Below are 21,277 nucleotides of genomic sequence, written 5' to 3' on the forward strand. Positions count from 1 at the left end.
CGGGCCGCAGCAGACCGATCAGCGACTTCAGGAAGACCGACTTACCGGTACCGGACGGACCGAGGAGAGCACTGACTTCACCCTTCGGCAGGGTCAACGTCACGTCCTGCCAGATCTTCTGTACACCGAAAGACTTGGTCAATCCCTCGACCGAAACCTCGACTCCCACGCTGACCTCCACAATTCGTACACATCGACCCAGATGTGGGTTGCGTCACTGTAACCCATGCACGTGTCCGCTCCGACACAGGAGCTTACCGCCCAGTAAGAACTTCCCCGAGTCAGGCTGTAGAGCTTGCATCAGTGTGGCTCATCTCACGCGACACGGTCGCCGACTCGCCAGAACTGTGACAAGTCCCTGCGTTGCAAAGCTGTGACACACCACAAACAATGACGGCCGAAACCCTTCGGAACGCTTCGGACTTCGGCGAGGTCGAGTAAACAGTGGTGCGGAGCGAGTGTCACGCGATCCGGCGGAGTCCGTGACCGATCACAACGACGCGTCATCCGGTGCCACCATGAACACAGAAAAGGGGCCGTTCCCACCGAAGTGGGAACGGCCCCTCGACCCGCTCTCGATTTCAGAGCGTGAAGTACGACTGCAGTGAAGCGGTCTTACTTGACGGAGATCTTTGCGCCGGCAGCTTCCAGCTTCTCCTTGGCAGCCTCGGCTGCATCCTTGGCGACCTTCTCCAGGATTGCCTTCGGAGCGCTCTCGACGAGGTCCTTGGCTTCCTTCAGGCCGAGGCCGGAGACGACCTCACGGACGACCTTGATGACCTGGATCTTCTTGTCGCCGGCCGACTCGAGGACGACGTCGAACTCGTCCTGCTCCTCGGCAGCCTCAGCCGGAGCACCGGCTGCGCCTGCTGCTGCAACTGCGACGGGAGCGGCTGCGGTGACCTCGAAGGTCTCCTCGAATGCCTTCACGAACTCGCTGAGCTCGAGGAGGGTGAGCTCCTTGAACTGGTCGAGCAATTCTTCGGTGCTGAGCTTCGCCATGGTGGCGGGTCCTTCCTGTAAGTACCTGGTCGCTGATCCGCGACTGGTGTTCGGTGATGGTGTGGAGCTGAGCTGTTCGCCGATACCAGCGGATCAGCTTTCGGCGGGAGCTTCCGCCGGTGCTTCTGCTTCTGCAGGTGCCTCGGCTGCGGCGGGTGCGCCGGCAGCCTTCTTCTCCTGCAACGCGAACGCCAAACGCGCGAACTGCGATGCGGGAGCGTTGAACAGGCCTGCAGCCTTCGACAAGTTGCCCTTCATGGCGCCGGCGAGCTTGGCCAACAGGATTTCGCGCGACTCGAGGTCTGCGATCTTGTTGATCTCGTCCACGGACAGCGTTGCGCCGTCCATGTAGCCGCCCTTGACGATCAAGGCCTTGTTGTCCTTCGCGAAGGCCTTGATGGCCTTCGCAGCGTCGACCGGCTCGCCCTTGATAAATGCAATGGCGGTCGGTCCGACGAACAAATCGTCGAGGCCGGTGATACCGGCTTCGGCAGCTGCGCGCTTGACCAGGGTGTTCTTGGCGACGGAGTACGTGGCACCTTCGCCGAGCGCACGCCGGAGCTGAGTCAGACCGGACACCGACAGGCCACGGTATTCCGTGACGACGGCAGCCGTCGAACCCTTGAACTGTTCGGTGATCTCCGATACTGCTGAGACCTTTTCGGGCTTTGCCATACTTCGCCTCCTCTCGTGGGAAGTTGTGTCGATCGCGAGAGGGCCGGAAAACGACGAACGCCCCGGCGCAAGAAGCACACGGGGCGTGAACGAGCGGCAGCCACGAGGACTGCATACAGGTTCCCTACCTCGTTCTCCTGCGTGGGCCGTCCGAAGCGATCTCGGACCTTCAACCGCGCAACTCCCGGAAGCGAATCCTTCGAGAAGGCGGTGACCAACGGTCTTGGGTAGAACTTGATTGGGCGGTCAGGGCACAAGTGCGAGCACTCGTGATCCGAACCGTCGACCAGGTTACAACACGTTCGGTGTCAACTCCAAAACGTTCGATGTTCGCACTGTCATATGCGCACCCCGTACAGGACCAGGTTGCGCTCGTAGCTGCCCACGGCTGCATCGAAGTCACCCGAACACGTGATGAGCCGGATCTCGTCGGCAGGCACGGCACCGAAGACCAGTGCCGTCGGGAACTCGGCTTTGCCGTAGTCACCGATCTCGTCGATGCGGTACTCGGCCCGACCACCCGCCTCGTCCTCGACCGCGACGACATCGCCGGCTCCGAGTTCCGACAGACGATCGAACACCGCGGGGCCGGTCGTCGAGTCCACGTGCCCGGCGATCACCGTCGGGCTGCCGATCGCGCCGGGACGGCCACCTCCGGTGAACCACCCGACGTCGTCGTAGTCGGTGGGCACCTGCATCTCCCCCGATTCGGTGAGACCCAGGCCGATCAACGGTTCGTCGAGATCGATGTCCTCGGCGCTCACCCGCGTCGGGGCCGGTCGCACCGAGTCCACTGCGGGCGCAGTCGGGGCAGCGCCCGACGACGACTGCGAGGCCACGGGCGCTGCCGGTGTCGGGGCCGTCGCCGGTGGCGGTGGCGGTGGCGAGGAACAGCCCACCACCACCGCCGCGGCTGCGGCCGCGATCAGGACCGAATATCTCAGCTCCGCACCTCGCGTCGAGCCGCGAACGTCACGCCCGCAACGACCATCGCGCCCAGAGCCACTGCGCCGACGACGGGAACCACCGAGCTCGACGCCGAATCGGACGCCGCGACTGCCGAGCCGCCACCTCCGGTTGCCACCGATCCGACCGGAATCTGGGTCAGCTGTCCGCGCACCGCTCCCGCGGAGAAGTCGACGGTGTGGGTGTCGGCGGCAAATGCCGCGGGATCGGCTTCGATCTGATCGAGGGTGAATCCGGTACCGCTGTCCGCATCGGCACCGGCCGGAGTGAGGCCGGTGGTGAACGGTCCCTGCATGCAGCCGCTGCTGGTACGCGGGCCGTCGCCGATGGGGGTCGGGTTGGGGAATGCCAGACGCGGAGGTCCTGCTGCGCCCGCTGCCGCCTGGTGGATGTGCGTGGCGGTCTTGGCCGGGCTCATGTAGTCGCCGGTCACGCCTTCGAGCGCGATGTCGTAGCAGACGATGTCGAGATCGGAGTTGATGCGCAGCGTGAAGGTGCCCATCGCGCCGGGCTGCCCCGGAGTGGCGACTCCCTCACCGTTGAGCACCTGGTCGGGAGTGGCCATGGCCGTGAACGCGCTGGTGAACGAATCCGGTTCGGCGACAGGCGTATCGGCACCGGCCGGGGCAGCGGCGAACAGCATCAGCGCGGCGGCGGTGGCCGTACCACCGACGACGGCGGTGGCGGTGGATCGGATCGACGTTGCCGGGCGTGGGATCGAGCGTCTGGTCATCTCGTGTGCCTTCCGTGGGAGTATCGGGCAAGCGAGCCCGTGCAAGGTGTACGAGCGCCGATGCCAGAATGTTCAAAGCTCGGTAAAGAAATATTTCCCGCCTTCGGCATGAACGTCCGAGGGTCGACCGACGTATCCACTGTCATGAGCATCGGGAGCGTGATCGAACTGGACTTCGACGTCGCTGCCGCGTACGACGAGCACGCGTCGGCCATGCTCGGGTTCGCCGTCAACGCTCTTCGCGACAGAACTCTGGCCGAGGATTGCGTTCAGGAGACCTTCTTTCGGGCCTGGCGAGCGCGGTCCCGGTTCGAGCCGAGGCGCGGGTCGCTGCGAACGTGGCTGTTCGCCATCGAACGCAACGTGATCGTCGATGTTCAGCGGTCGCTGACGAGGATGCCGATGCCGGCCTCGGACCGGATCGAGGACATCGATCGGGGCTCGGGCGGGGTCACGCGCGACACCAGCCCCGACATCGACGAGCGGCTCCGCATCATCGCCGCGCTTGCCCTGCTCTCCCCCGAGCATCGTCAGGTCGTCGTCGCAGTGCACCTGAGCGGCAGCACCTACGCGGAGTTGTCGGAATCGACCGGGGTTGCCGTACGAACACTGCGCACCCGCACCTTCTACGCACTGCGAGCCCTACGAGACCACCTCGACGGAAAGGAGGAAACATGAGCGCATCACCCGATCGCCGAGCCGAGTTGATCGCCGCTGCCGTCGGCGACGATCTCGACGACGCCGAAACCTCCGAACTGCGCGAGCTCGCCGCGGCGGACCCCACGATCGACACCGAGATCGCCGAATTGCGCGCGATGACGGATTTTCTCGGCCGCCGTGGACCGACCGAGCCCTGGCTCGAATCTCCGACGCCACCCGACCTGCGCGAGCGAATCCTTGTCGCAACGGGCGACTCCGAGGAGCAGGCGGGCATCCAGCAGCTCGGCACGCAGCGGTTCGGACGGCAGCGGTTCGGACGGCAGCGCAGATCAGCAGGACTTGCCGCGGCCGCCGCAATCGTTGGCGTGGTGGTCGGCAGCGGGGTCGTGCTCGGAGTCGACGCCTACCGCCAGGACCCTACGAATCCGCCCACCGCGATCACCGGTCCACCCGGAACCCTCGGCGCGTACGAGGAGGTCGCGTTCACGACGACTACGCCGAGCGTCGACATAGAAGGAGGCCTGGTTGCCCACACGTGGGGCACCGAGACCGTCCTGGAGATGGACGGCATCTCCGATCGTGGGCCGTACGAGGTGGTTCTCGTCGACCGATCGGGTGTCGAACTCCCGTCCGGCACGTTCCTCGGTAGTGACATCACCATCGAGTGCCGGATGAACGCCGCGGTGCTGCGCCAGGACGTGACCGAGATCGAGATCCGCACGTCCGGGGGTGCCGTCCTGGCGAGCGCTCAGCTGCCGACGGCCTCGTAGCGCCCGGAGCCGGTGACGGCTTTCCTACGGTCCGAGCCGGGCCACCAGTTGCGCTCGCCGAAGAGCTTCATCATCGCCGGCACCATCATCATGCGCACCAGCACCGCGTCGAACAGCACCGCAATGGCGAGTGCGAAGCCGAACTGTTTGAGCTCGAGCACGTCGGCGGTGAGGAAGCTGGCGAACACGGCGACCATGATCGCGGCGGCGGCCGTGATCGGCCTGGCGGTGTGCTCGATGCCGTCGACGACGGCCACGTCGTTGCTCGCTCCCCGCACGAACACCTCACGCATGCGGCCGATGAGGAACACCTCGTAGTCCATCGACAGGCCGAAGACGACGGCGAACACCGTCACCGGTAGATACACCTGGATGTAGCCCGGGCTCTCGAACCCGAGGATGCTCGACCCCCAACCCCATTGGAAGACGGCGACGGTCGCACCCAACGCTGCTCCGGTGACCAGCAGGTTCATGGCGACGGCCTTGAGCGGAATCACCACGCTGCGGAAGACGACGGCCAAGTAGAAGAGCGAGAAGGCCAGGACAGCGGCGACGACCCAGGCGAACTTGCCCGAGATCTCGTCGGAGGCATCGACCACGAGTGCGGTGGTGCCACCCACGGAGACGTTCGTGCCGTCCGTGTCACCGGCGACGAGTGCCTGGGCACGAAGGGACCCGACGAGATCGGCGGCCTCCGACGAGTCGATCGGCACCGACGGAACCACGATCAGCAACGACCGTCCGCCCTCCGGCTGAGCCAACGCGTAGGCGACGCGATCGTCGCCGCGCACGAAGTCGGCGAACGCGTTGACGGTGGCCATCTGCTGCGGGCCCAACGGACTGTCGTCCTCACCCGTGAACACGATGGTGATGGGCGAGATGGTCCCGGGCGCGAACTTCTCGGTCAGGACCGTGTTGGCCCGTCCGGACGGTTCCGCGCTCAGCGCATCGGCACCGAGGTCGACGCCGTAGGAGATCGAACCGATGGGAATCAGGCAGACGATGAGGACCGCGGCCGACGCGGCCGTGTAGCGCCACGGACGTTCGATGACGTGCTGCGCCCACCGCGACCACCACGTGGGTACGGCGGCGTCGTGCTCGTCGACCGACGGAGGTTGGAATCTGCGCGGCAGTGACCAGGCCCCGATGCGCGGTCCCAGTACGGCGAGAATCGCCGGCAGCAGGGTCCACGCGACCACGACGACGGTGGCGATGGTGAGTGCGACGACCAAAGAGATGCTGCGTACCGCGGGGACGTCGACGATGGCGAGGGCTCCGAGTGCGATCAACACGACCAGACCGGAGATGACGATGGTGTGCCCGGCCGTACCCATCGCCGCCCCCACCGCGCGCTCGGTCCGGTCCGGATCTTCCGGAGGTCCGGCTCGACCGATCTCCTCGCGGAATCGACTGACGATGAAGAGTGCGTAGTCGATTCCCAGGCCCAGACCGAACATCGCCGCCACGGTGGTGACGAGAACGTCGAACGTCATCACGTTGGACAACAGCGCGAACATTCCGAACGCCGCCAGCACGCCGATTCCGGTGGAGACCAACGGCACGATGCCCGCGACCACCGACCCCAGCGCCAGAACCAGGACCACGAAGGCGATGGGAAGACCGATGCTCTCGGCCCGCACTGCGTCCTCGGATTCGACGCGGGTGAGATCGACCGTCATCGGCGAATATCCCGTCACCGCCACCTCGACGCCGTCGCCGGACGCCGCGCCGATCATCTCCTGCACGCGTTCGGCCACCGCGATCCGATCGCTGGCCTCCCCGCCGATACCGACGAACGCGAGCGCCGACGTGCCGTCCTCGGAGATCGTCGGGACGAAGCCTGCGGTCTCGTAGGGGTCGACGACTCGCAGCACGTCCGGGGACTGCCGCAGCCGACCGACGACCTCCCCCACTCGCTCACGGAACGCCGGGTCCGATGTGTTCACCGACTCGGAGGTGAACGTGACGACGAGTTGTTCGGAGCCGAACGATTCGAAGTGACGCTCGATCAGATCGTCGGCCCGGCTCGATTCGGTGCCCGGCACCGAGAAGTTGGCCCCGACGAGCGAATTCTGCAGCGCCGGATACAGAACCGCCGATCCCACCGCCAGCAGCGTCCAGATCGCCAGCACCACCCAGCGACGACGCGCAACGAGTCGGCCCCACCGGTCGCCGATGTTTCCCCTGCTCAACTGCCGGTCGCTTCGCGAGATCGTGTCGGTCATCTACGTCAACTCCCGGCTGAAGATGCGATACGTGCGGTGCGGGGCGAGTTTCGTCCGCGACAGGACCGAGCCCCTCATCCACGGACTGTCGTCGAGCACGGGAGCCGCTTCGACGCGGGTGAACCCGAGGTCGCGCATGCGCACCGACATCTCCATGATCAGCAGGGAGGACACGGCTCGATCGGGGCAATCGGGATCGACGAACAGCATGTCCACCCGCACGCCGTCGATCACTTCCGTGCGACCCGGACGCTTGACGTGCCACAGCGTCACCAGGTCTCGCGCCCAGCGCGACTTCAGGTGCGACGCCTTCGCGGCGGCCTGATTGACGTCCGGGATTCCCATCAGGAAGCCGACCGGTTCACCGTCGAGTTCGGCCAGCAGGGTGAGCCGGCGGTCGATGACCGGAAGCATCATCTTCAACAGCTCGAACAATTCCGTGTAGGACAGCGGCGAAAAGCCCCAGAAGTTCACGAACGTCTTGTTGTAGAGGTCCCGGACGATGCGTGCGTCGCGGCGGAGCGTCCGGTACTTCATCGACCGGAACGTCACTTCCGATCGCGCCTTGATCTTCTCGAAGATCTGCATGTGCCGCGCGTATTTGGGGTCGTTGTAGATGATGCACGGGTCGTCGAAGAGGTAGCTGTAGAAGTCCTTGACCGCCATCAGACCCCACTTCTCGAAGTGGGCCGCGTAGTACAGCGGATTGTGCGGCATCCCCACCAGAGGCAGTGCCGGGATCTCGTCGACGACGATGCCTGCGCTGTAGAACATCGACGGACCGAACGGCCCGGATATCGTCGCGAGCCCCCGCGCCGAAAGCCATTGCGCCGCAGCGTCGAGCAACGCCTTCGCGACGTCGTGATCGTCGACGGCCTCGTAGAAGCCGAAGAAGCCGATCGACTCCCCCGTGTACTCGGTGAACGACAGATCGTGGATGGCCACGATGCGACCGACGGCAATTCCGTTCTCGCGCGCCAGGAATGCCTTGGTGATACGGGTGGAGGCGACCGAGGACGGCGGCGCGATGAGCACTCGACGCAGGTCCATCGACTCGTCGGGAAGGCGGTACGGGTCGCCCTGGTAGACCAGGTCCGAGACGGCCTCGAACTCGCGCCAGCCGGCTTTGCCGTCGACCTCTTCGATCGTGATCATCGTTCCTCTTCGCTCCGTTGACTGCCGTCGACGAGGATCGGTGAACGGGCCACCGTCGTCTCCCCGGCGAACACGTAATTACCTGGCCGGACGGTGATCTCGTCGACGAGTGCGTCCGGCACGAACACGTCGCACTGAGAACCGAAGCGGATCATCCCGTACTGCTCGCCGCGTTCGACGGTGTCACCGACGGCGACGTGCGCGACGATCCGGTCGACCCAGAGATCGGCAATCTGCGTCACCGTCACCACGGCACCGGACTCGTGCTCGATCGAGATGGTGAGCCGCTCGTTGGTGAGCAGGTAGTCGCAGCCCTCGTCGTAAGGTGTGCGCCGGGTCAACAGGTTCGCGCCGACCCGCGCCATCGACTTGTTGAACGGTGCTGCGGACCGGTGGCGACGCATGCCGACGGTGCCCGACACCGGAATTCGGTTGCGGTGCACCGAGTATTCGGACATGTAGATCCCGATCAGGTAGCCACTGTCGCTCGACGCGACTCCTGCGATCTCGTCGAGGACGATCGTCCGCCCCTTCTTCACGGCGAACGCGGTACTGCCTGCCTCCACGCGTTTGACGTACGTGACGAACCCGTCGGCCGGGGCGAGCACCGCCCGCGGATCGGCCGGTGGTTCGCGGTGCGGATCGCGGAAGAAGAACCGGGTCCGCCAGTACACGAACAGCGCGAACGGAGCTGCCAGCACTGCACCGAGGGCGAGCGCCAACCGAATCCACGACATCAGCTGTGCCGCTGTTCGTCGACGCTCTCCGACCAGGTCACGAAGGCATCGGCTGCCCGGTTCCGCACCGACCCGGGCAGCAACCCGATCACCCCACACACCACGTAGAAGCCCAGTGAGAGAACGCCGTTGGACACCTCGCGGCCGATGGGTACGTCCCGAAGGCGCACCGAGGTGGGTTCGAATCCGTCCGCCACGTCAGTTGACGGCGGCGGGCGTGAGCGTCTTGAGCTGTGCTTTCTCGAAGTAGAGCTCGAAGAGTCGGCGGTGATCGCACCAGGAGATGTCGTGGTCGACGGGCAGGATCGCCTCGGGCTTGTGCACCAGGCGCATGAGCTGATCGATGTTGTCGGCCAGCATCGTCTCGGCGAATCGAGGAGAGATGCGCGCGCTGACGCGCTCCTTGAACTCCTCCCAGCTCACCAGATCGAGCCCGAGAAGGTCGGCGTAGAGATCGTGACCGTAGCCGGTGGGATTGCTCGGCAACAGCCTCGTCAGAGGATGGCTGCGCAACGAGTTGCTCGCCATGACGTCGCACATCACGTCGACCGGAACGTAGTTCATCCCCGGGCCGTCCCAGATGGCACCGGCCGCGATCGCCAGTTCGATGATGCGCCAGAAGCTGTAGACCCGGCCCGGATCACGACCGAGTTCGGTGCTTCCGAGGATGTAAGGAGCCTCGCACAGGGTGACGGAGTAGGTGTCCGACATCGACAGCCACCCGAGCAGCGTTGCGTTGACCCACTTCATCTGCGCGTACCCGGAGTACCACCACGAATCGGGACGACGGAAATCCTCGGGCTTCTGATAGAGGTGGGCACCGATACTGCCCACGTACGTCAGATGCTTGCGGGTGGAGGTGATGCTGAATTCGAGGATGCGCAGCACGCTGACGAACCAGTCGTCGCGCAGCTCGGCGTAGCTCTCGGTGTAATCGGTGGAACTGGCACAGTTGAAGATCTGTCCCACTCCGGCAGCCAGGTCGTAGTAGGCGGTCTTGTCGAGACCGAACCGGAATTTCGTGGGAGTGCCCTCGACGATGCGGATCTTGTCTGCGTCCACCGCGATCTCGTACTGGTCGAAGGTGCGCTGCAGACGCTCGAGGGCTGTTTCCTCCTCGGTGGGACGAACCATCGCGTAGACGATCTCCACCGCCGCTTCACGCGTCAGTCGACCGATCAGGTGGGCGCCGAGGAAGCCGTTGGCCCCGAACACCAGCGCGGTCTCGGTCACCGGGGGTGCCATCGCCGCTACCCGTCGGCGGGTGTCCTCGTCGATGAAGGGCCGCAGCGCAGTGGGATCACCGTTGCTCAGGGCAACGACGTCCGCGTACTTACCGGCGAAGCGAAGCCCCGGGCATTCATTGGTGATCAGCGCATCCGCGTGCGGCCAGACCGGACGCAACGATCCGTCTCCGAACAGTGCTTCTACGTGCATTCGTGCTCCCCTGCAACGATCGGTGTCCCATGTCACTTCGGACCGCCAGAACGTAGCAATCCCGCGGGCTCACGACTCGCTGACCGGAAAAGTCTGGTACCCCCCATAGCGTCACTCAACTTTTGTTGAGAGGGTTCCCAACAAAACACAGCAGGGCACGACATTTGTTGGAGCAGATTACGACCGATCCGCGTTCCGCAGGACAAACAGGGTCGTTCGAAGGTCTAATCGATCTCCATGACTGCCGTGCAGCCCCACCCCCTCCTGCAACCCGTACGCGATCCCAGCGGCGGCGACGCGGCAGCGGCGTGGGCGGAGATCGTGCGCGAGCAACCGCGCTACCCTCGCGTGTCCATCACGGCGAACGTGCGCATCCCGATGAGCGACGGGACGGCGTTGCGCGCATACGTCTTTCGCCCCGCGGACGCGTCGGGACGCGCGGTCGAGGGCACGTTTCCCACCGTCCTGAACCTCACGCCCTACAACAAGCTGCTGATGAAGGGCATCGACACCATCCTCGAGACCCCGGTTCTGGGCAGTGCCATCAGAACCTTCTCGTCCGCGTTCGACCTGACCGGAACCAGATTCGACGGCATCACCGAGATCACCCGAGTGGTGGCGGGCGGGGCTGCCGACCTGCTTTCGGTCAACCGCCATCTCGTGCGCAGCGGGTACGTCCAGATGATCGTCGACGTCCGCGGCACCGGCAGTTCCTCGGGCACCTGGGACGTGCTGGGCCCCCGGGAACAGCTCGACTCGCTCGAGGTGATCGAGTGGGCCCGACGACAGTATTGGTGCAACGGCCGGATCGGGATGGCCGGCATCTCGTACTCCGCGATCAATGCGCTGCAGGCCGCGGCCAAGCAGCCCGCCGGGCTCGACGCGATCTTCGCGGTCGAGGGCTCGGTGGATATCGTGCGTGAAATCTTTGCCACCGGAGGGGCCACCTCGGCATTCATTCCACTGTGGCTCGCGGCGGTCAACGGGCTCAAATGGGCACCCGCGGTAGGCGGAGTCGACACGCTCGCCTGGCTCCGCGATCGCGTTCGATCCCCGGCCACGAATCTGTTCGACCTGGCCAAAGGCTTTGTCACAGGCGGAGATCCGCGAATCTACGACAACGAGTACTACGACACCATCGATGCCGTCATCGAAGACATCGCGGCACCGACATTTCTGTACGGCTGCTGGCACGACATCTTCGGCGGTTCCGCACCGGACATCTACAATCGACTTGCCCTCGAACGCGGATTCAAGCAGTTGCTCGTCGGCGACGGCTACCACGGCAACCCGGGAATCGGCTTCGGCGAACCGGGCTTTCCGCCTCGCCTGGACGTACTCGAGCGCGCCTGGTTCGACAAGTGGCTACGCGACGTGGACAACGGAATCGAGAACTACGGCCCCGTCACCCTGCGTCAGCAGGGTGGCAATTGGACTGCGCACGGACGCTTTCCGGCTCCCCGGGCGCAACCCCGCCGGCTCTACCTGTCGGCAGCGGCTTCGGGCACCGCGCCCCACGCCGTCGCCGACGGCAGCCTCACCGGCGAACCGGCCGCCGAATCCGACGTCCTCACAGTGCGCCCGTCACTGCGAGCCGTCGTATCTCGCGACACCACACAGGTTCTCGCCGGTGTGACGGCAGTCCTGGGCGGCGGCTTCACCTACGACAATCGATTCGCCGAGGGCGCAGCAGTCACCTTCACCACCGCGCCTGCCGAGTCGGACACCGTCCTGTCCGGTCCCATGAACCTGCACCTACGCGTCGTCTGCCATGCACCGGAAGCGATGTGGGCCATCATGATCTGCGACGTCGCCCCGAGCGGCCGATCGATCGTGCTCAGCAACGGAGCCCTGCTCGCCTCACGCCGAGCCGTGGACGACGAGCGATCGCTGTTCGCCCCGAACGGCGATTACACCCGTCCGTACCATCCACTCACCGAGGCAGCGTTGCTCCCGGTACCCGTGGGCGAACCCATCGCCCTCGACATCGACATCCTCACCACCGAGGCCGTCATCGCGTCCGGCCACCGCCTACGCGTGAGCGTATTCGCCACCGACGCACCGCGGTTCATCCCGATCCTGCCGGATCTGGTCCGTACGCGGCTGCGCAGACAGGACATCGACATCGATCCGAAGAATCCGAGTTACCTGGTGGTTCCGGTACTCGGTGAGCCCGGCTGGTAGGAACGAGAACATGAGAATCGAACAAGGTGTCGCGCCGACGAACTCCGTCGAGATCGCGTACGAGGACATGGGATCGATCGACGATCCTGCAGTGTTGCTCATCATGGGCCTGTCCGCGCAATTGACGTTGTGGCCCATGGACTTCTGCACCCGCCTCGTCGACGCCGGCTACCGGGTGATCCGAATCGACAATCGCGATATCGGATTGTCCACCAAGATGACCGGGCAGAAAGTCCGAGGATCCCAGATCCTGCGCCTGATCCGGCACGAGTTCGGGATGTCCTCGGACGTGCCGTACACGATCACGGACATGGCGGCCGACGCCGTCGGCGTGCTCGACCATCTCGACATCGACTCGGTGCACGTCGTCGGTGCCTCGATGGGCGGGATGATCACCCAGGTCTTCGCCGGAAGCTATCCCGAACGAACGAAGTCGGTCGGCATCCTCTTCTCGAGCACCAACGAGCCGTTTCTGCCGCCGCCCGATCCGCGCGCGCTGCTGCCGCTCATCGGCGGAGTCGGGAAGGACGCCACCAGGGACGAGATCATCGCGCACTCGGCGAAGACGCTCGCCGCGATCGGTTCCCCCGGTTACCGCACTCCGCTCGAGGAGCAACTGGAGATCGCGCAGGTGATGTACGAGCGGAACTACAACCCGTCCGGAGTCGTCCGTCAGATGGCTGCCATCACCGGCACCGGCAGCCTGCGGCCGTACGCGAAGAAGATCACCGCGCCGACCACCGTCATCCACGGCACCGCCGACAAACTGGTGCGGCCGTCGGGCGGTAAGGCCATCGCCCGCGCCGTCCCCGACGCCGAGCTGACTCTGATCGACGGTATGGCCCACGACCTGCCCGCCGCACTGCTCGACCGCATCGCCGGCATCATCCTGGCGAACTTCGCGCGGGCGCGGGCTGCGTAGGCGAAACGGACCCATCACGCGACGAAGGCCGGCACCCGATGGATCGGTGCCGGCCTTCGCAGTAGTGCTGAGCTGATTACGCGTTCGCGTCGTCCTCGAGGAGGTTGCGCGTGCGGTTCGGATCGACCTGGACGCCGGGTCCGGTGGTGGTCGAGACGGTGACCTTCTTGACGTAACGACCCTTGGCCGACGACGGCTTCGCACGCAGGATCTCGTCCAGCGCTGCGCCGTAGTTCTCCACCAGCTTGGTCTCGTCGAACGAGGCCTTGCCGATGACGAAGTGCAGGTTGGCCTGCTTGTCGACGCGGAAGTTGATCTTGCCGCCCTTGATGTCGTTGACGGCCTTGGTCACATCGTTGGTGACCGTGCCCGTCTTCGGGTTCGGCATCAGGCCACGCGGTCCGAGGACACGGGCGATACGGCCGACCTTGGCCATCTGATCCGGGGTGGCGATCGCGGCGTCGAAGTCCAGGAATCCGCCCTGGATGCGCTCGATCAGATCTTCTGCGCCGACGACGTCGGCTCCTGCTGCCTCGGCCTCTGCAGCCTTCTCACCAGCGGCGAAAACAATAACCCGAGCGGTCTTGCCGGTGCCGTGGGGAAGGTTGACGGTGCCGCGCACCATCTGGTCGGCCTTGCGAGGGTCGACGCCGAGACGCACTGCGACCTCGACGGTGGGGTCGAACTTGCTCGACGCGGTCTCCTTGGCCAGCTTCGCGGCTTCGAGAGGCGAGTAGAGGTTGTCCTGGTCGATCTTTGCGGCCTGCTCGAGGTAGGCCTTGCTGCGCTTTGCCATGTCTTACTGTCCTTCGTTCGAGTTCAGTGTGGTTGACGAGCCTGGCCGGCTCTCCCACGTGTGATGCTTGGAGAGGCTGAAAATCAGCCTTCGACCGTGATGCCCATCGAGCGAGCAGTGCCGGCGATGATCTTCGCGGCCTGATCGATGTCGTTGGCGTTGAGGTCTTCCTGCTTGGTCTTGGCGATCTCGCGCACCTGGTCCATGGTCACCTTGGCGACCTTGGTCTTGTGCGGCTCGCCGGAGCCCTTCGCCACGCCTGCGGCCTTGAGCAGCAGCTTGGCAGCGGGAGGAGTCTTCAGCTTGAAGTCGAACGTGCGGTCTTCGTAGACCGAGATCTCGACCGGCACGACGTTTCCGCGCTGCGACTCGGTCGCGGCGTTGTACGCCTTGCAGAACTCCATGATGTTGACGCCGTGCTGGCCCAGTGCGGGGCCGACGGGCGGTGCCGGGTTGGCGGCACCGGCCTGGATCTGAAGCTTGATGATCCCGGCTAGCTTCTTCTTCTTCGGGGGCATTTCTTTTTCCTTGTATTCGCTCGGGTTTCTTGCGGTTGCTACTGCAAGTCTGTGTGGTCGGCTTCTAGATCTTGGAGACCTGGGTGAAGCCGAGCTCGACCGGTGTTTCACGGCCGAAGATCGATACCAACACCTTGAGCTTCTGCTGCTCTGCGTTGACCTCGCTGATGCTGGCGGGGAGGGTCGCGAACGGGCCGTCCATGACGGTGACCGACTCGCCGACCTCGAAGTCGACCTCGATGGTGGGCTTCGACGTGGTGTCGCCGCCCTGCTCCGCTGCGCCTGCGGTCGCTTTCGCGTCCTTCTTGGCACCTTCCTGCGGCATGAGGAACTTGACGACCTCGTTGATGGTCAACGGTGACGGCCGCGAGGTGGCACCGACGAAACCGGTGACGCCTGGGGTGTTGCGCACAGCTCCCCAGGACTCGTCGTTGAGTTCCATGCGGACGAGGATGTAGCCGGGCAGAACCTTGCGGTTGACCTGCTTGCGCTGGCCGTTCTTGATCTCGGTGACCTCTTCGATGGGAACTTCCACCTGGAAGATGTAGTCACCGACGTCGAGGTTCTGCACGCGGGTCTCGAGGTTGGCCTTGACCTTGTTCTCGTAGCCTGCGTACGAGTGGATGACGTACCAATCACCGGGAGCGCGGCGCAGAGCCGCCTTCATCTCGGCAACGGGATCCTCGGGCTCGGCTGTCACATCTGCATCGGCGGTCTCGCCGTCTTCGGCGGGGACATCCTCACCGGTAGCAGCGGCGACGTCGGCCTTGATGGCTTCGTCGGTCTCGCGGTCCTGAGCGGCCTGCTCCGCTTCGAGGCCCTGCTTGGTCGCCTCGACATCGGCGTCGAATGCGGCCACTTCGGTGGCGTCGTTGTGCGGCGTGCTCACGTCAGCACCCTTTCTCTAGTTTCCTGCTCGGTTCGATCGTCGATATGTCACGCAGCTGCGATCGGTCAGCCGAACAGCCAGCCGACGCCCTGAATGAAGAGCAGATCGAGGCCACTGATGTAGGCGACCATGAACGTCAGGAAGACGAGCACGACGCTGGTGTAGGTGACCATCTGCTTCTTGTTCGGCCAGATGACCTTGCGAAGCTCGGCGACGACCTCACGGAAGAACTGCAGCAGACGCAGGAACACGTTCGGCCGCTTGTCGGCTTTGACCTTGCCCGATCGAGTCCTACCGGTCTTGGCCTTGGCCGGCGCGGTGGATGCGGCCGGAGCCTTGGACATCGACACGCCCGAGGCACTACCGCGGGACCTGCTGGTGGATCGCTTACCGGTGGGGACCACGGCGTCTGCAGCGGATTCACCGGCAGTGGTATCAGCATCGGAAGGACGGCCCTCGGAGCCAGGTGCGACGTCGTCCGAGGCCGAGGAGTTCTCGAACTCCTCCTCCGATCGACCGTCGCGCTTACCGCGCTCCTCGCTCACGTCGTTCCTCTCAGTTGCTGACACCTTGGGCAGGGGCGACAGGACTTGAACCTGCAACCTACGGTTTTGGAGACCGTTGCTCTACCAATTGAGCTACGCCCCTTCGGCCGAAACTTCTCGGCCGCTCTGGTGTCCATCCGGCTCGTACACGCGGCCCACGCACCCTCGGGAAGAGGACGCGGGCAGCGCAGAGCGCCGAATTACCCCAGAAATCTCAGTGTACTGCACACCCTTCGGAACAGATAAATCCCGTCGTCCCGGCCGTGAACTACCTCGACCGGATCGACCATGCTCAGGCCAAGCGCACCGTTGCGGTGGCTCTCCCGAAAATCTTCTTGCCCTCGAACTTCGCGACGATGGCGACGGTCGCAGTGCGCTTCTCGTCGTCCATCGACTTGATCTTGCCGGTGAACTCGACCGACGCCGCAGCGTCCGCCGGGACGTACACCGAGCTGGTGAAGCGCACGTTGTATTCGGTGACCGCACCGGGATCGCCGAGCCACGAGGTGACGAAGCCGGCACCGAGACCCATCGTCAGCATGCCGTGCGCGATCACGTTGTCCAGTCCGGCCAACTCGACGACTTCGTCGCTCCAGTGGATGGGATTGGGGTCGCCCGACACGCCTGCGTAGTTCACCAGGTCGCCGCGGGTCAGGGACACGATGCGCTCGGGAAGCTCGTCACCGACGGACACGTCGCCGAAATTACGAAGCGCCATGCATGATCACTTCCTTGACCGCGTGCGCGATGTTCTCGTCGATCTCGCCACCGGTACGGGCCACGATGGTCGTCCAGGTCGTCTGCACGACCTCACCGTTCTGATCGGTGACGATGTTCTTGGTGGTCATGATGTCGCTGCCACTCATCTGACGAAAGGACTCGAGGTGGACGTCGCAGATCAACCGGTCGCCGACCTGAATCGGCCGGTGGAATTCCAGTCGCTGATCGGTCTGCAGGATCTGACTCGGGTCGTAACCGGTGATGACCTCTTTGAACATCCGCGTCTGCGCGATGATGCCCACCAGTGAAATGAAGGTCAAGGGCGCGAGGAGACCGTCGTAACCGAGGCCCTTCGCTGCGTCCTCGTCGTGGTGCGCGGGGTGGAAATCCTGAACCGCACGCGCGTACTCACGAACCTTCTCGCGGCCGACCTCGTAGAAGTCGTCGACGCGATAATGAAAACCGACCATGGACGCCGCGTGAGCGGACACATCCATGGCCGGGACATCCTGTGGAGCTTGTGACACGGAAAGACAACCTTTTCTACCCTGGACGCAAGAGCCGTTAGGTGGAGAAGTGTGTCCTAACGCCGGGCGCCGACTGCTGAACGGAACTGCGAACCAGCGAGCCGAGCGGACTAGCGAGATTCGCGGTGAGCCCGATGCGTGCCGCAGTTGGAGCAGAACTTCTTCAGCTCGATGCGGTCGGGATCGTTCCGACGGTTCTTCTTGGTGATGTAGTTGCGGTGCTTGCAAACCTCGCAGGCCAAGGTGATCTTGGGCCGCACATCGGTGGAGGAGGCCACTGGACGCCTACTTTCGGGTAAATCTGATCAGGGTCAATCAGGACTGTTCATGAGTGCTACTGGTCGTGCTTGCCTACTGTGTAGCGGTGACCGGACTTGAACCGGCGACGCAACGATTATGAGTCGTTTGCTCTACCAACTGAGCTACACCGCCTCAGGTGCTCACCGTCCACCATCCCACGCGGGGAACGCGACGTCGAGCCATCCAATCCAGCGAGCCCCCTAACGGAATCGAACCGTTGACCTTTTCCTTACCATGGAAACGCTCTACCGACTGAGCTAAGGGGGCGAGCAACTACGCATGTTGCCGTGCGCTGAAGCCTTCAAGAGGTTACACATTCCGAGCGCCGACTACCAAATTGCGTGGTCAGCGAGCCGTTCTGGTCCCTCTTCACATGGAAACCCCAGCGAGAGAAATCCTCGCCGGGGTTCCAGGTGTGGCAGATGTAGGATTCGAACCTACGTAGGCATAAGCCGACGGATTTACAGTCCGCTCCCATTGGCCGCTCGGGCAATCTGCCGTGATGCGATCGAAGCCCGTACTGCTCTTCGGCGCGGTGAGAAGAATACAACGAACGTCCCCCCGGAACGCAAACCGGGTGGATACGGTCGGTAGCGGGCCGATAAAGTCCCAGCGGGATGTGGACCGACACCACCGCAAAATCAAATTTTCGATTCGACTGGAGAGTGTGAGAAGTGGCTGATTCGTCCTTCGACGTAGTGAGCAAGGTCGACCGACAGGAAGTGGACAACGCCGTCGGACAGGCCGCGAAGGAGCTGGCGACCCGCTTCGACTTCCGTGGATCCGACACCAGCATCGAATGGTCCGGCAGCGGCGAGTCCGAGACCATCGTCATCACCTCCGAATCCGAGGAGAAGGTCAAGGCCGCCCTCGACGTGTTCAAGGAGAAGCTGATCCGACGGGACGTCTCCCTCAAGGCCTTCGAGACCAACGATCCGGCCGCGTCCGGCAAGGTCTACAAGGTCACCGGCAAGCTCGTGCAGGGCATCACGACCGAGAACGCCAAGAAGATCTCCAAGAAGATCCGCGACGACGGCCCCAAGGGCGTCAAGGCCCAGATCCAGGGCGACGAACTGCGCGTGAGCAGCAAGAAGCGCGACGACCTGCAAGCCATCCAGCAGCTGCTCAAGAGCGAGGATTTCGGCATCGCACTGCAGTTCGTCAACTACCGCTAGAGCGGCTTCTCCCCTGGGTCGTTCCGCAGGCTCGGCGTCAGTACGGCCGGTGGCCGGCCATCCGTTCGAGGCGCTCGATGCGGTCGGCCATCGGGGGGTGGGTGGCGAACAACTGCCCTGCCTTGTCGCCGATGCGGAACGGATTGGCGATCATCAGATGTGACTCCGCCGCCAACCGCGGCTCGGGCGGCAACGGTGCCAACTGCACCCCCTGCTCGAGCTTGCGGAGCGCCGACGCGAGGGCCAGCGGATCTCCGGTCAGCTCGGCTCCCGACTGATCTGCCTGGTACTCCCGCGAACGGGAGACGGCCAGCCGAACCAGGGTGGCCGCAATGGGCCCCAGCATCGACACCAGGAGCAGCGCGATCGGGTTCGGGCCTCCGTTGCCGCGTCCGCCGAAGATGTTGGCGAAAAAGGCCAGGTTGGCCAAGCCGGAGATGACAGCAGCCATCGCTCCCGCCACCGACGAGATCAGAATGTCTCGGTTGTAGACGTGCGAGAGTTCGTGACCGAGCACCGCGCGTAGTTCGCGCTCGTCGAGGATGCGCAGGATGCCCTCGGTGCAGCACACCGCTGCATTGCGCGGGTTGCGTCCTGTCGCGAACGCGTTGGGGTTGTTGGTGGGGCTGACGTACAGCGCGGGCATCGGCTGATGAGCCGTCGTCGCCAACTCCCGCACGATCCGATACATCGCCGGCTGCTCGAGCTCGCTCACCGGCACGGCATGCATCGACCGCAAGGCCATCTTCGCGCTGTTGAAGTACGCGTAACCGTTGACGCCGACTGCCAACACGATGGAGCCGATGAGAATGGTCGCGTTACCGAACAGCGAGCCGATGAAGACGATGAGCGCCGACATCCCGACCAGCAGGCCGAAAGTCTTCGCGCCGTTCGCGTAACCGTTCATGTCTGAAGGTGCCTCCTCGTACCGGGTGTTACTACCCGATTCAACGAAAGCACCCCGACCGGCAGTTCCCGGCCGAGGTCCGAGCCGACTACCCGACGCGCTCGACGGTGTAATTCACCAACCGGCCGAGTGCATCGTTGGCCGGGCCCTGTGGCAGCAGTGCAAGTTCTGCGTGTGCCCGAGCGGCGTATTCGCCGAGTGTCTTCTTGGCCGAGACCATGCCGGGTGAACGCTGGAGCAGCTCCAGAGCCTCGGTGACCAGAGCGTCCTCGGTGACCGGACCGGCGAGGATCTCGCGCAGTCGATCGCCGTCGGCACCTTCTTCGCGCAGCGCGAAGAGCACCGGCAGAGTGTGTACGCCCTCCCGCAGGTCGGTGCCGGGAGTCTTGCCGGACTGCTCGGTGGCCGAAGAGATGTCGATGATGTCGTCGGAGATCTGGAAGGCGGTACCGACGGCGTCACCGAGGCGCTCGAGGCGTCCCACATGCTCGGCATCGCCGCCGGAGAACGTTCCGCCGAAGCGTCCGCACGAGGCGATGAGCGAGCCTGTCTTCTCCCACACGACCTTCAAGTAGTGCGCGACGGGATCGTCGGTGCTCTTGGCACCGATGGTTTCGCGCATCTGGCCGGTGACGAGTTCTGCGAAGGTCTCGGCGATGATGCGGACGGCGTCGGGTCCGAGCGTGGACACCAGACGAGACGCATGCGCGAACAGGTAGTCGCCCGCGAGGATCGCCACACTGTTGCCCCAGCGTGAGTTCGCACTCTCGGCACCTCGACGCATCGACGCCTCGTCCATGACGTCGTCGTGATAGAGCGTCGCCAGGTGAACCAGTTCGACGACCGTGGCCGCAGTGACGATCGCCGGATCGGTCGGCGACGGTCCCAGTTGGCCGGTGAGCACGGTGAACAGGGGCCGGAATCGCTTTCCGCCGGCCTTGGCCAGGTGCAGCGCGGCCTCGGTGAGGAACTCCTCACCGTCGGAGAGTTCGCTGATCATCAGTTCTTCGACGCGTGCGAGGCCGTCGGCGACGGATCGCGCGAGCTCCGGGTCACCCAGGTCGACTCCGGCAACGACCGTTGCTACGGCAGCGTCGTCTGTACTCACGATGTTGGTCCCTGTCCTGTCGTCGACATGCCGGTGGCAGCGGCGAAGCGCCGCTGCTCGCCTTCTACCGTAGTGAACCTAGCGTGCACACCGGTGGGACGGTGTCACCGACCACAGGTGACGCTTCACTCACCGAGGTTGCCGGAGATGGCTTCGAGCGTCGCCGCCATCGCTGCCGACGCCCTGTCACCCAACGAGTCGGTCGGTGCAGTCATCGGAGCGTCGAGCAGGATCACGTGCGGAATTCTGCTGGTGACCGCGAGTTCTCGCTGGAAGCCGACGTCACGCACGGCCACCACCACGCGTTCACACGGCGGCGAACGGAG

At 64.4% G+C, this 21,277-nt stretch carries 25 protein-coding genes and 4 tRNA genes; 5 read left to right on the top strand and 24 right to left on the bottom strand.

The window, feature by feature from the left end:
* The 5 genes from CH302_RS16775 to CH302_RS16795 form a co-directional block, all read right to left on the bottom strand.
* On the bottom strand, positions 1 to 169 hold a 169-nt coding region (locus CH302_RS16775; protein ID WP_176460721.1), incomplete at its 3' end, for an ATP-binding cassette domain-containing protein.
* Between the two features lie 446 nt (positions 170 to 615).
* A complete protein-coding gene (rplL, locus tag CH302_RS16780) occupies positions 616 to 1,002 on the bottom strand; it encodes a 50S ribosomal protein L7/L12 (RefSeq protein WP_032380460.1) in 387 nt (128 codons plus the stop codon).
* 93 nt (positions 1,003 to 1,095) lie between these two features.
* Positions 1,096 to 1,677: a 50S ribosomal protein L10 gene (rplJ, locus tag CH302_RS16785; RefSeq protein ID WP_032380459.1), complete on the bottom strand. Its 582-nt coding sequence runs from the start codon at positions 1,675 to 1,677 to the stop codon at positions 1,096 to 1,098.
* Between the two features lie 338 nt (positions 1,678 to 2,015).
* A complete protein-coding gene (locus tag CH302_RS16790; RefSeq protein WP_230596136.1) occupies positions 2,016 to 2,516 on the bottom strand; it encodes a class F sortase in 501 nt (166 codons plus the stop codon).
* Positions 2,517 to 2,617: 101 nt separating this feature from the next.
* Positions 2,618 to 3,376 (bottom strand): CHRD domain-containing protein, encoded by a 759-nt coding sequence (locus tag CH302_RS16795; protein ID WP_037187126.1) that lies wholly within the window; start codon positions 3,374 to 3,376, stop codon positions 2,618 to 2,620.
* A gap of 60 nt (positions 3,377 to 3,436) precedes the next feature.
* Between CH302_RS16795 and CH302_RS16800 the strand changes: the two genes are divergently transcribed.
* Together CH302_RS16800 and CH302_RS16805 are read left to right on the top strand one after the other, a co-directional pair.
* Positions 3,437 to 4,054, top strand: a complete 618-nt coding sequence (locus CH302_RS16800) for an RNA polymerase sigma factor (protein ID WP_255138400.1) — start codon at positions 3,437 to 3,439, stop codon at positions 4,052 to 4,054.
* Positions 4,051 to 4,806 carry a hypothetical protein gene (locus CH302_RS16805; RefSeq protein WP_037187123.1) on the top strand — a complete coding sequence of 252 codons (756 nt, stop codon included), beginning with the start codon at positions 4,051 to 4,053 and terminating at the stop codon, positions 4,804 to 4,806. The genes CH302_RS16800 and CH302_RS16805 overlap by 4 nt, the downstream gene beginning before the upstream one ends.
* Here CH302_RS16805 and CH302_RS16810 read toward each other — a convergent pair.
* The 5 genes from CH302_RS16810 to CH302_RS16830 are packed head-to-tail and all read right to left on the bottom strand — an operon-like array spanning position 4,785 to position 10,360.
* Positions 4,785 to 7,031 (bottom strand): MMPL family transporter, encoded by a 2,247-nt coding sequence (locus tag CH302_RS16810; RefSeq protein WP_037187121.1) that lies wholly within the window; start codon positions 7,029 to 7,031, stop codon positions 4,785 to 4,787. The two genes, CH302_RS16805 and CH302_RS16810, sit on opposite strands and share 22 nt — an antisense overlap.
* Entirely contained in the window at positions 7,032 to 8,186 is a 1,155-nt protein-coding gene (locus CH302_RS16815) for a hypothetical protein (protein WP_037187120.1), read from the bottom strand.
* On the bottom strand, positions 8,183 to 8,923 hold the full coding sequence (locus tag CH302_RS16820) for a phosphatidylserine decarboxylase (protein ID WP_037187119.1): 741 nt from the start codon (positions 8,921 to 8,923) through the stop codon (positions 8,183 to 8,185). Before CH302_RS16820 ends, CH302_RS16815 begins: the two co-directional genes overlap by 4 nt.
* Positions 8,923 to 9,120 (bottom strand): hypothetical protein, encoded by a 198-nt coding sequence (locus tag CH302_RS16825; protein ID WP_037187118.1) that lies wholly within the window; start codon positions 9,118 to 9,120, stop codon positions 8,923 to 8,925. Before CH302_RS16825 ends, CH302_RS16820 begins: the two co-directional genes overlap by 1 nt.
* 1 nt (position 9,121) lies before the next feature.
* On the bottom strand, positions 9,122 to 10,360 hold the full coding sequence (locus CH302_RS16830) for an SDR family oxidoreductase (protein ID WP_037187117.1): 1,239 nt from the start codon (positions 10,358 to 10,360) through the stop codon (positions 9,122 to 9,124).
* Positions 10,361 to 10,597: 237 nt separating this feature from the next.
* Here CH302_RS16830 and CH302_RS16835 point away from each other — a divergent pair, with 237 nt between their 5' ends.
* Both CH302_RS16835 and CH302_RS16840 read left to right on the top strand, forming a co-directional pair.
* Complete coding sequence (locus CH302_RS16835) at positions 10,598 to 12,544, top strand: CocE/NonD family hydrolase (protein ID WP_037187115.1); 1,947 nt, start codon at positions 10,598 to 10,600, stop codon at positions 12,542 to 12,544.
* Positions 12,545 to 12,554: 10 nt separating this feature from the next.
* On the top strand, positions 12,555 to 13,466 hold the full coding sequence (locus tag CH302_RS16840) for an alpha/beta fold hydrolase (RefSeq protein ID WP_037188689.1): 912 nt from the start codon (positions 12,555 to 12,557) through the stop codon (positions 13,464 to 13,466).
* 76 nt (positions 13,467 to 13,542) lie between these two features.
* Here CH302_RS16840 and rplA read toward each other — a convergent pair whose 3' ends face one another.
* The 11 genes from rplA to CH302_RS16895 all read right to left on the bottom strand — a co-directional run bounded on the left by rplA (position 13,543) and on the right by CH302_RS16895 (position 18,260).
* Entirely contained in the window at positions 13,543 to 14,262 is a 720-nt protein-coding gene (gene rplA / locus CH302_RS16845) for a 50S ribosomal protein L1 (RefSeq protein WP_027498276.1), read from the bottom strand.
* A gap of 83 nt (positions 14,263 to 14,345) precedes the next feature.
* On the bottom strand, positions 14,346 to 14,780 hold the full coding sequence (rplK, locus tag CH302_RS16850) for a 50S ribosomal protein L11 (protein ID WP_008713829.1): 435 nt from the start codon (positions 14,778 to 14,780) through the stop codon (positions 14,346 to 14,348).
* A gap of 64 nt (positions 14,781 to 14,844) precedes the next feature.
* Positions 14,845 to 15,669 (bottom strand): transcription termination/antitermination protein NusG, encoded by an 825-nt coding sequence (gene nusG, locus CH302_RS16855; protein ID WP_037187113.1) that lies wholly within the window; start codon positions 15,667 to 15,669, stop codon positions 14,845 to 14,847.
* A gap of 65 nt (positions 15,670 to 15,734) precedes the next feature.
* Positions 15,735 to 16,214, bottom strand: coding sequence for a preprotein translocase subunit SecE (gene secE / locus CH302_RS16860; protein ID WP_037188687.1), 480 nt, complete (start codon positions 16,212 to 16,214; stop codon positions 15,735 to 15,737).
* A gap of 30 nt (positions 16,215 to 16,244) precedes the next feature.
* Positions 16,245 to 16,317 (bottom strand) — tRNA-Trp (locus tag CH302_RS16865).
* 189 nt (positions 16,318 to 16,506) lie between these two features.
* Positions 16,507 to 16,932 (bottom strand): (3R)-hydroxyacyl-ACP dehydratase subunit HadB, encoded by a 426-nt coding sequence (hadB, locus tag CH302_RS16870; protein WP_037187111.1) that lies wholly within the window; start codon positions 16,930 to 16,932, stop codon positions 16,507 to 16,509.
* Positions 16,919 to 17,431, bottom strand: coding sequence for a (3R)-hydroxyacyl-ACP dehydratase subunit HadA (hadA, locus tag CH302_RS16875; RefSeq protein ID WP_052047287.1), 513 nt, complete (start codon positions 17,429 to 17,431; stop codon positions 16,919 to 16,921). The genes hadB and hadA overlap by 14 nt, the downstream gene beginning before the upstream one ends.
* 140 nt (positions 17,432 to 17,571) lie before the next feature.
* A complete protein-coding gene (gene rpmG, locus CH302_RS16880) occupies positions 17,572 to 17,739 on the bottom strand; it encodes a 50S ribosomal protein L33 (protein ID WP_027498281.1) in 168 nt (55 codons plus the stop codon).
* Between the two features lie 81 nt (positions 17,740 to 17,820).
* Positions 17,821 to 17,893: transfer RNA gene (locus CH302_RS16885), tRNA-Met, on the bottom strand.
* 62 nt (positions 17,894 to 17,955) lie between these two features.
* Positions 17,956 to 18,028: transfer RNA gene (locus CH302_RS16890), tRNA-Thr, on the bottom strand.
* Positions 18,029 to 18,177: 149 nt separating this feature from the next.
* A tRNA-Tyr gene (locus CH302_RS16895) sits at positions 18,178 to 18,260 on the bottom strand.
* Between the two features lie 175 nt (positions 18,261 to 18,435).
* Here CH302_RS16895 and CH302_RS16900 point away from each other — a divergent pair.
* Positions 18,436 to 18,936, top strand: coding sequence for a YajQ family cyclic di-GMP-binding protein (locus tag CH302_RS16900; RefSeq protein WP_037187107.1), 501 nt, complete (start codon positions 18,436 to 18,438; stop codon positions 18,934 to 18,936).
* A gap of 37 nt (positions 18,937 to 18,973) precedes the next feature.
* Here the strand turns inward: CH302_RS16900 and htpX are convergent, their stop codons facing one another.
* The 3 genes from htpX to CH302_RS30140 all read right to left on the bottom strand — a co-directional run bounded on the left by htpX (position 18,974) and on the right by CH302_RS30140 (position 21,241).
* Positions 18,974 to 19,843, bottom strand: coding sequence for a zinc metalloprotease HtpX (gene htpX, locus CH302_RS16905; RefSeq protein ID WP_037187105.1), 870 nt, complete (start codon positions 19,841 to 19,843; stop codon positions 18,974 to 18,976).
* 88 nt (positions 19,844 to 19,931) lie between these two features.
* A complete protein-coding gene (locus tag CH302_RS16910; RefSeq protein WP_008713814.1) occupies positions 19,932 to 20,951 on the bottom strand; it encodes a polyprenyl synthetase family protein in 1,020 nt (339 codons plus the stop codon).
* Positions 20,952 to 21,076: 125 nt separating this feature from the next.
* A complete protein-coding gene (locus CH302_RS30140) occupies positions 21,077 to 21,241 on the bottom strand; it encodes a hypothetical protein (RefSeq protein ID WP_155292872.1) in 165 nt (54 codons plus the stop codon).
* Positions 21,242 to 21,277 lie beyond the last annotated feature (36 nt).

The sequence above is a fragment of the Rhodococcus sp. 15-2388-1-1a genome, from assembly GCF_002259145.1.
In the GTDB taxonomy this organism is placed as follows: domain Bacteria; phylum Actinomycetota; class Actinomycetes; order Mycobacteriales; family Mycobacteriaceae; genus Rhodococcoides.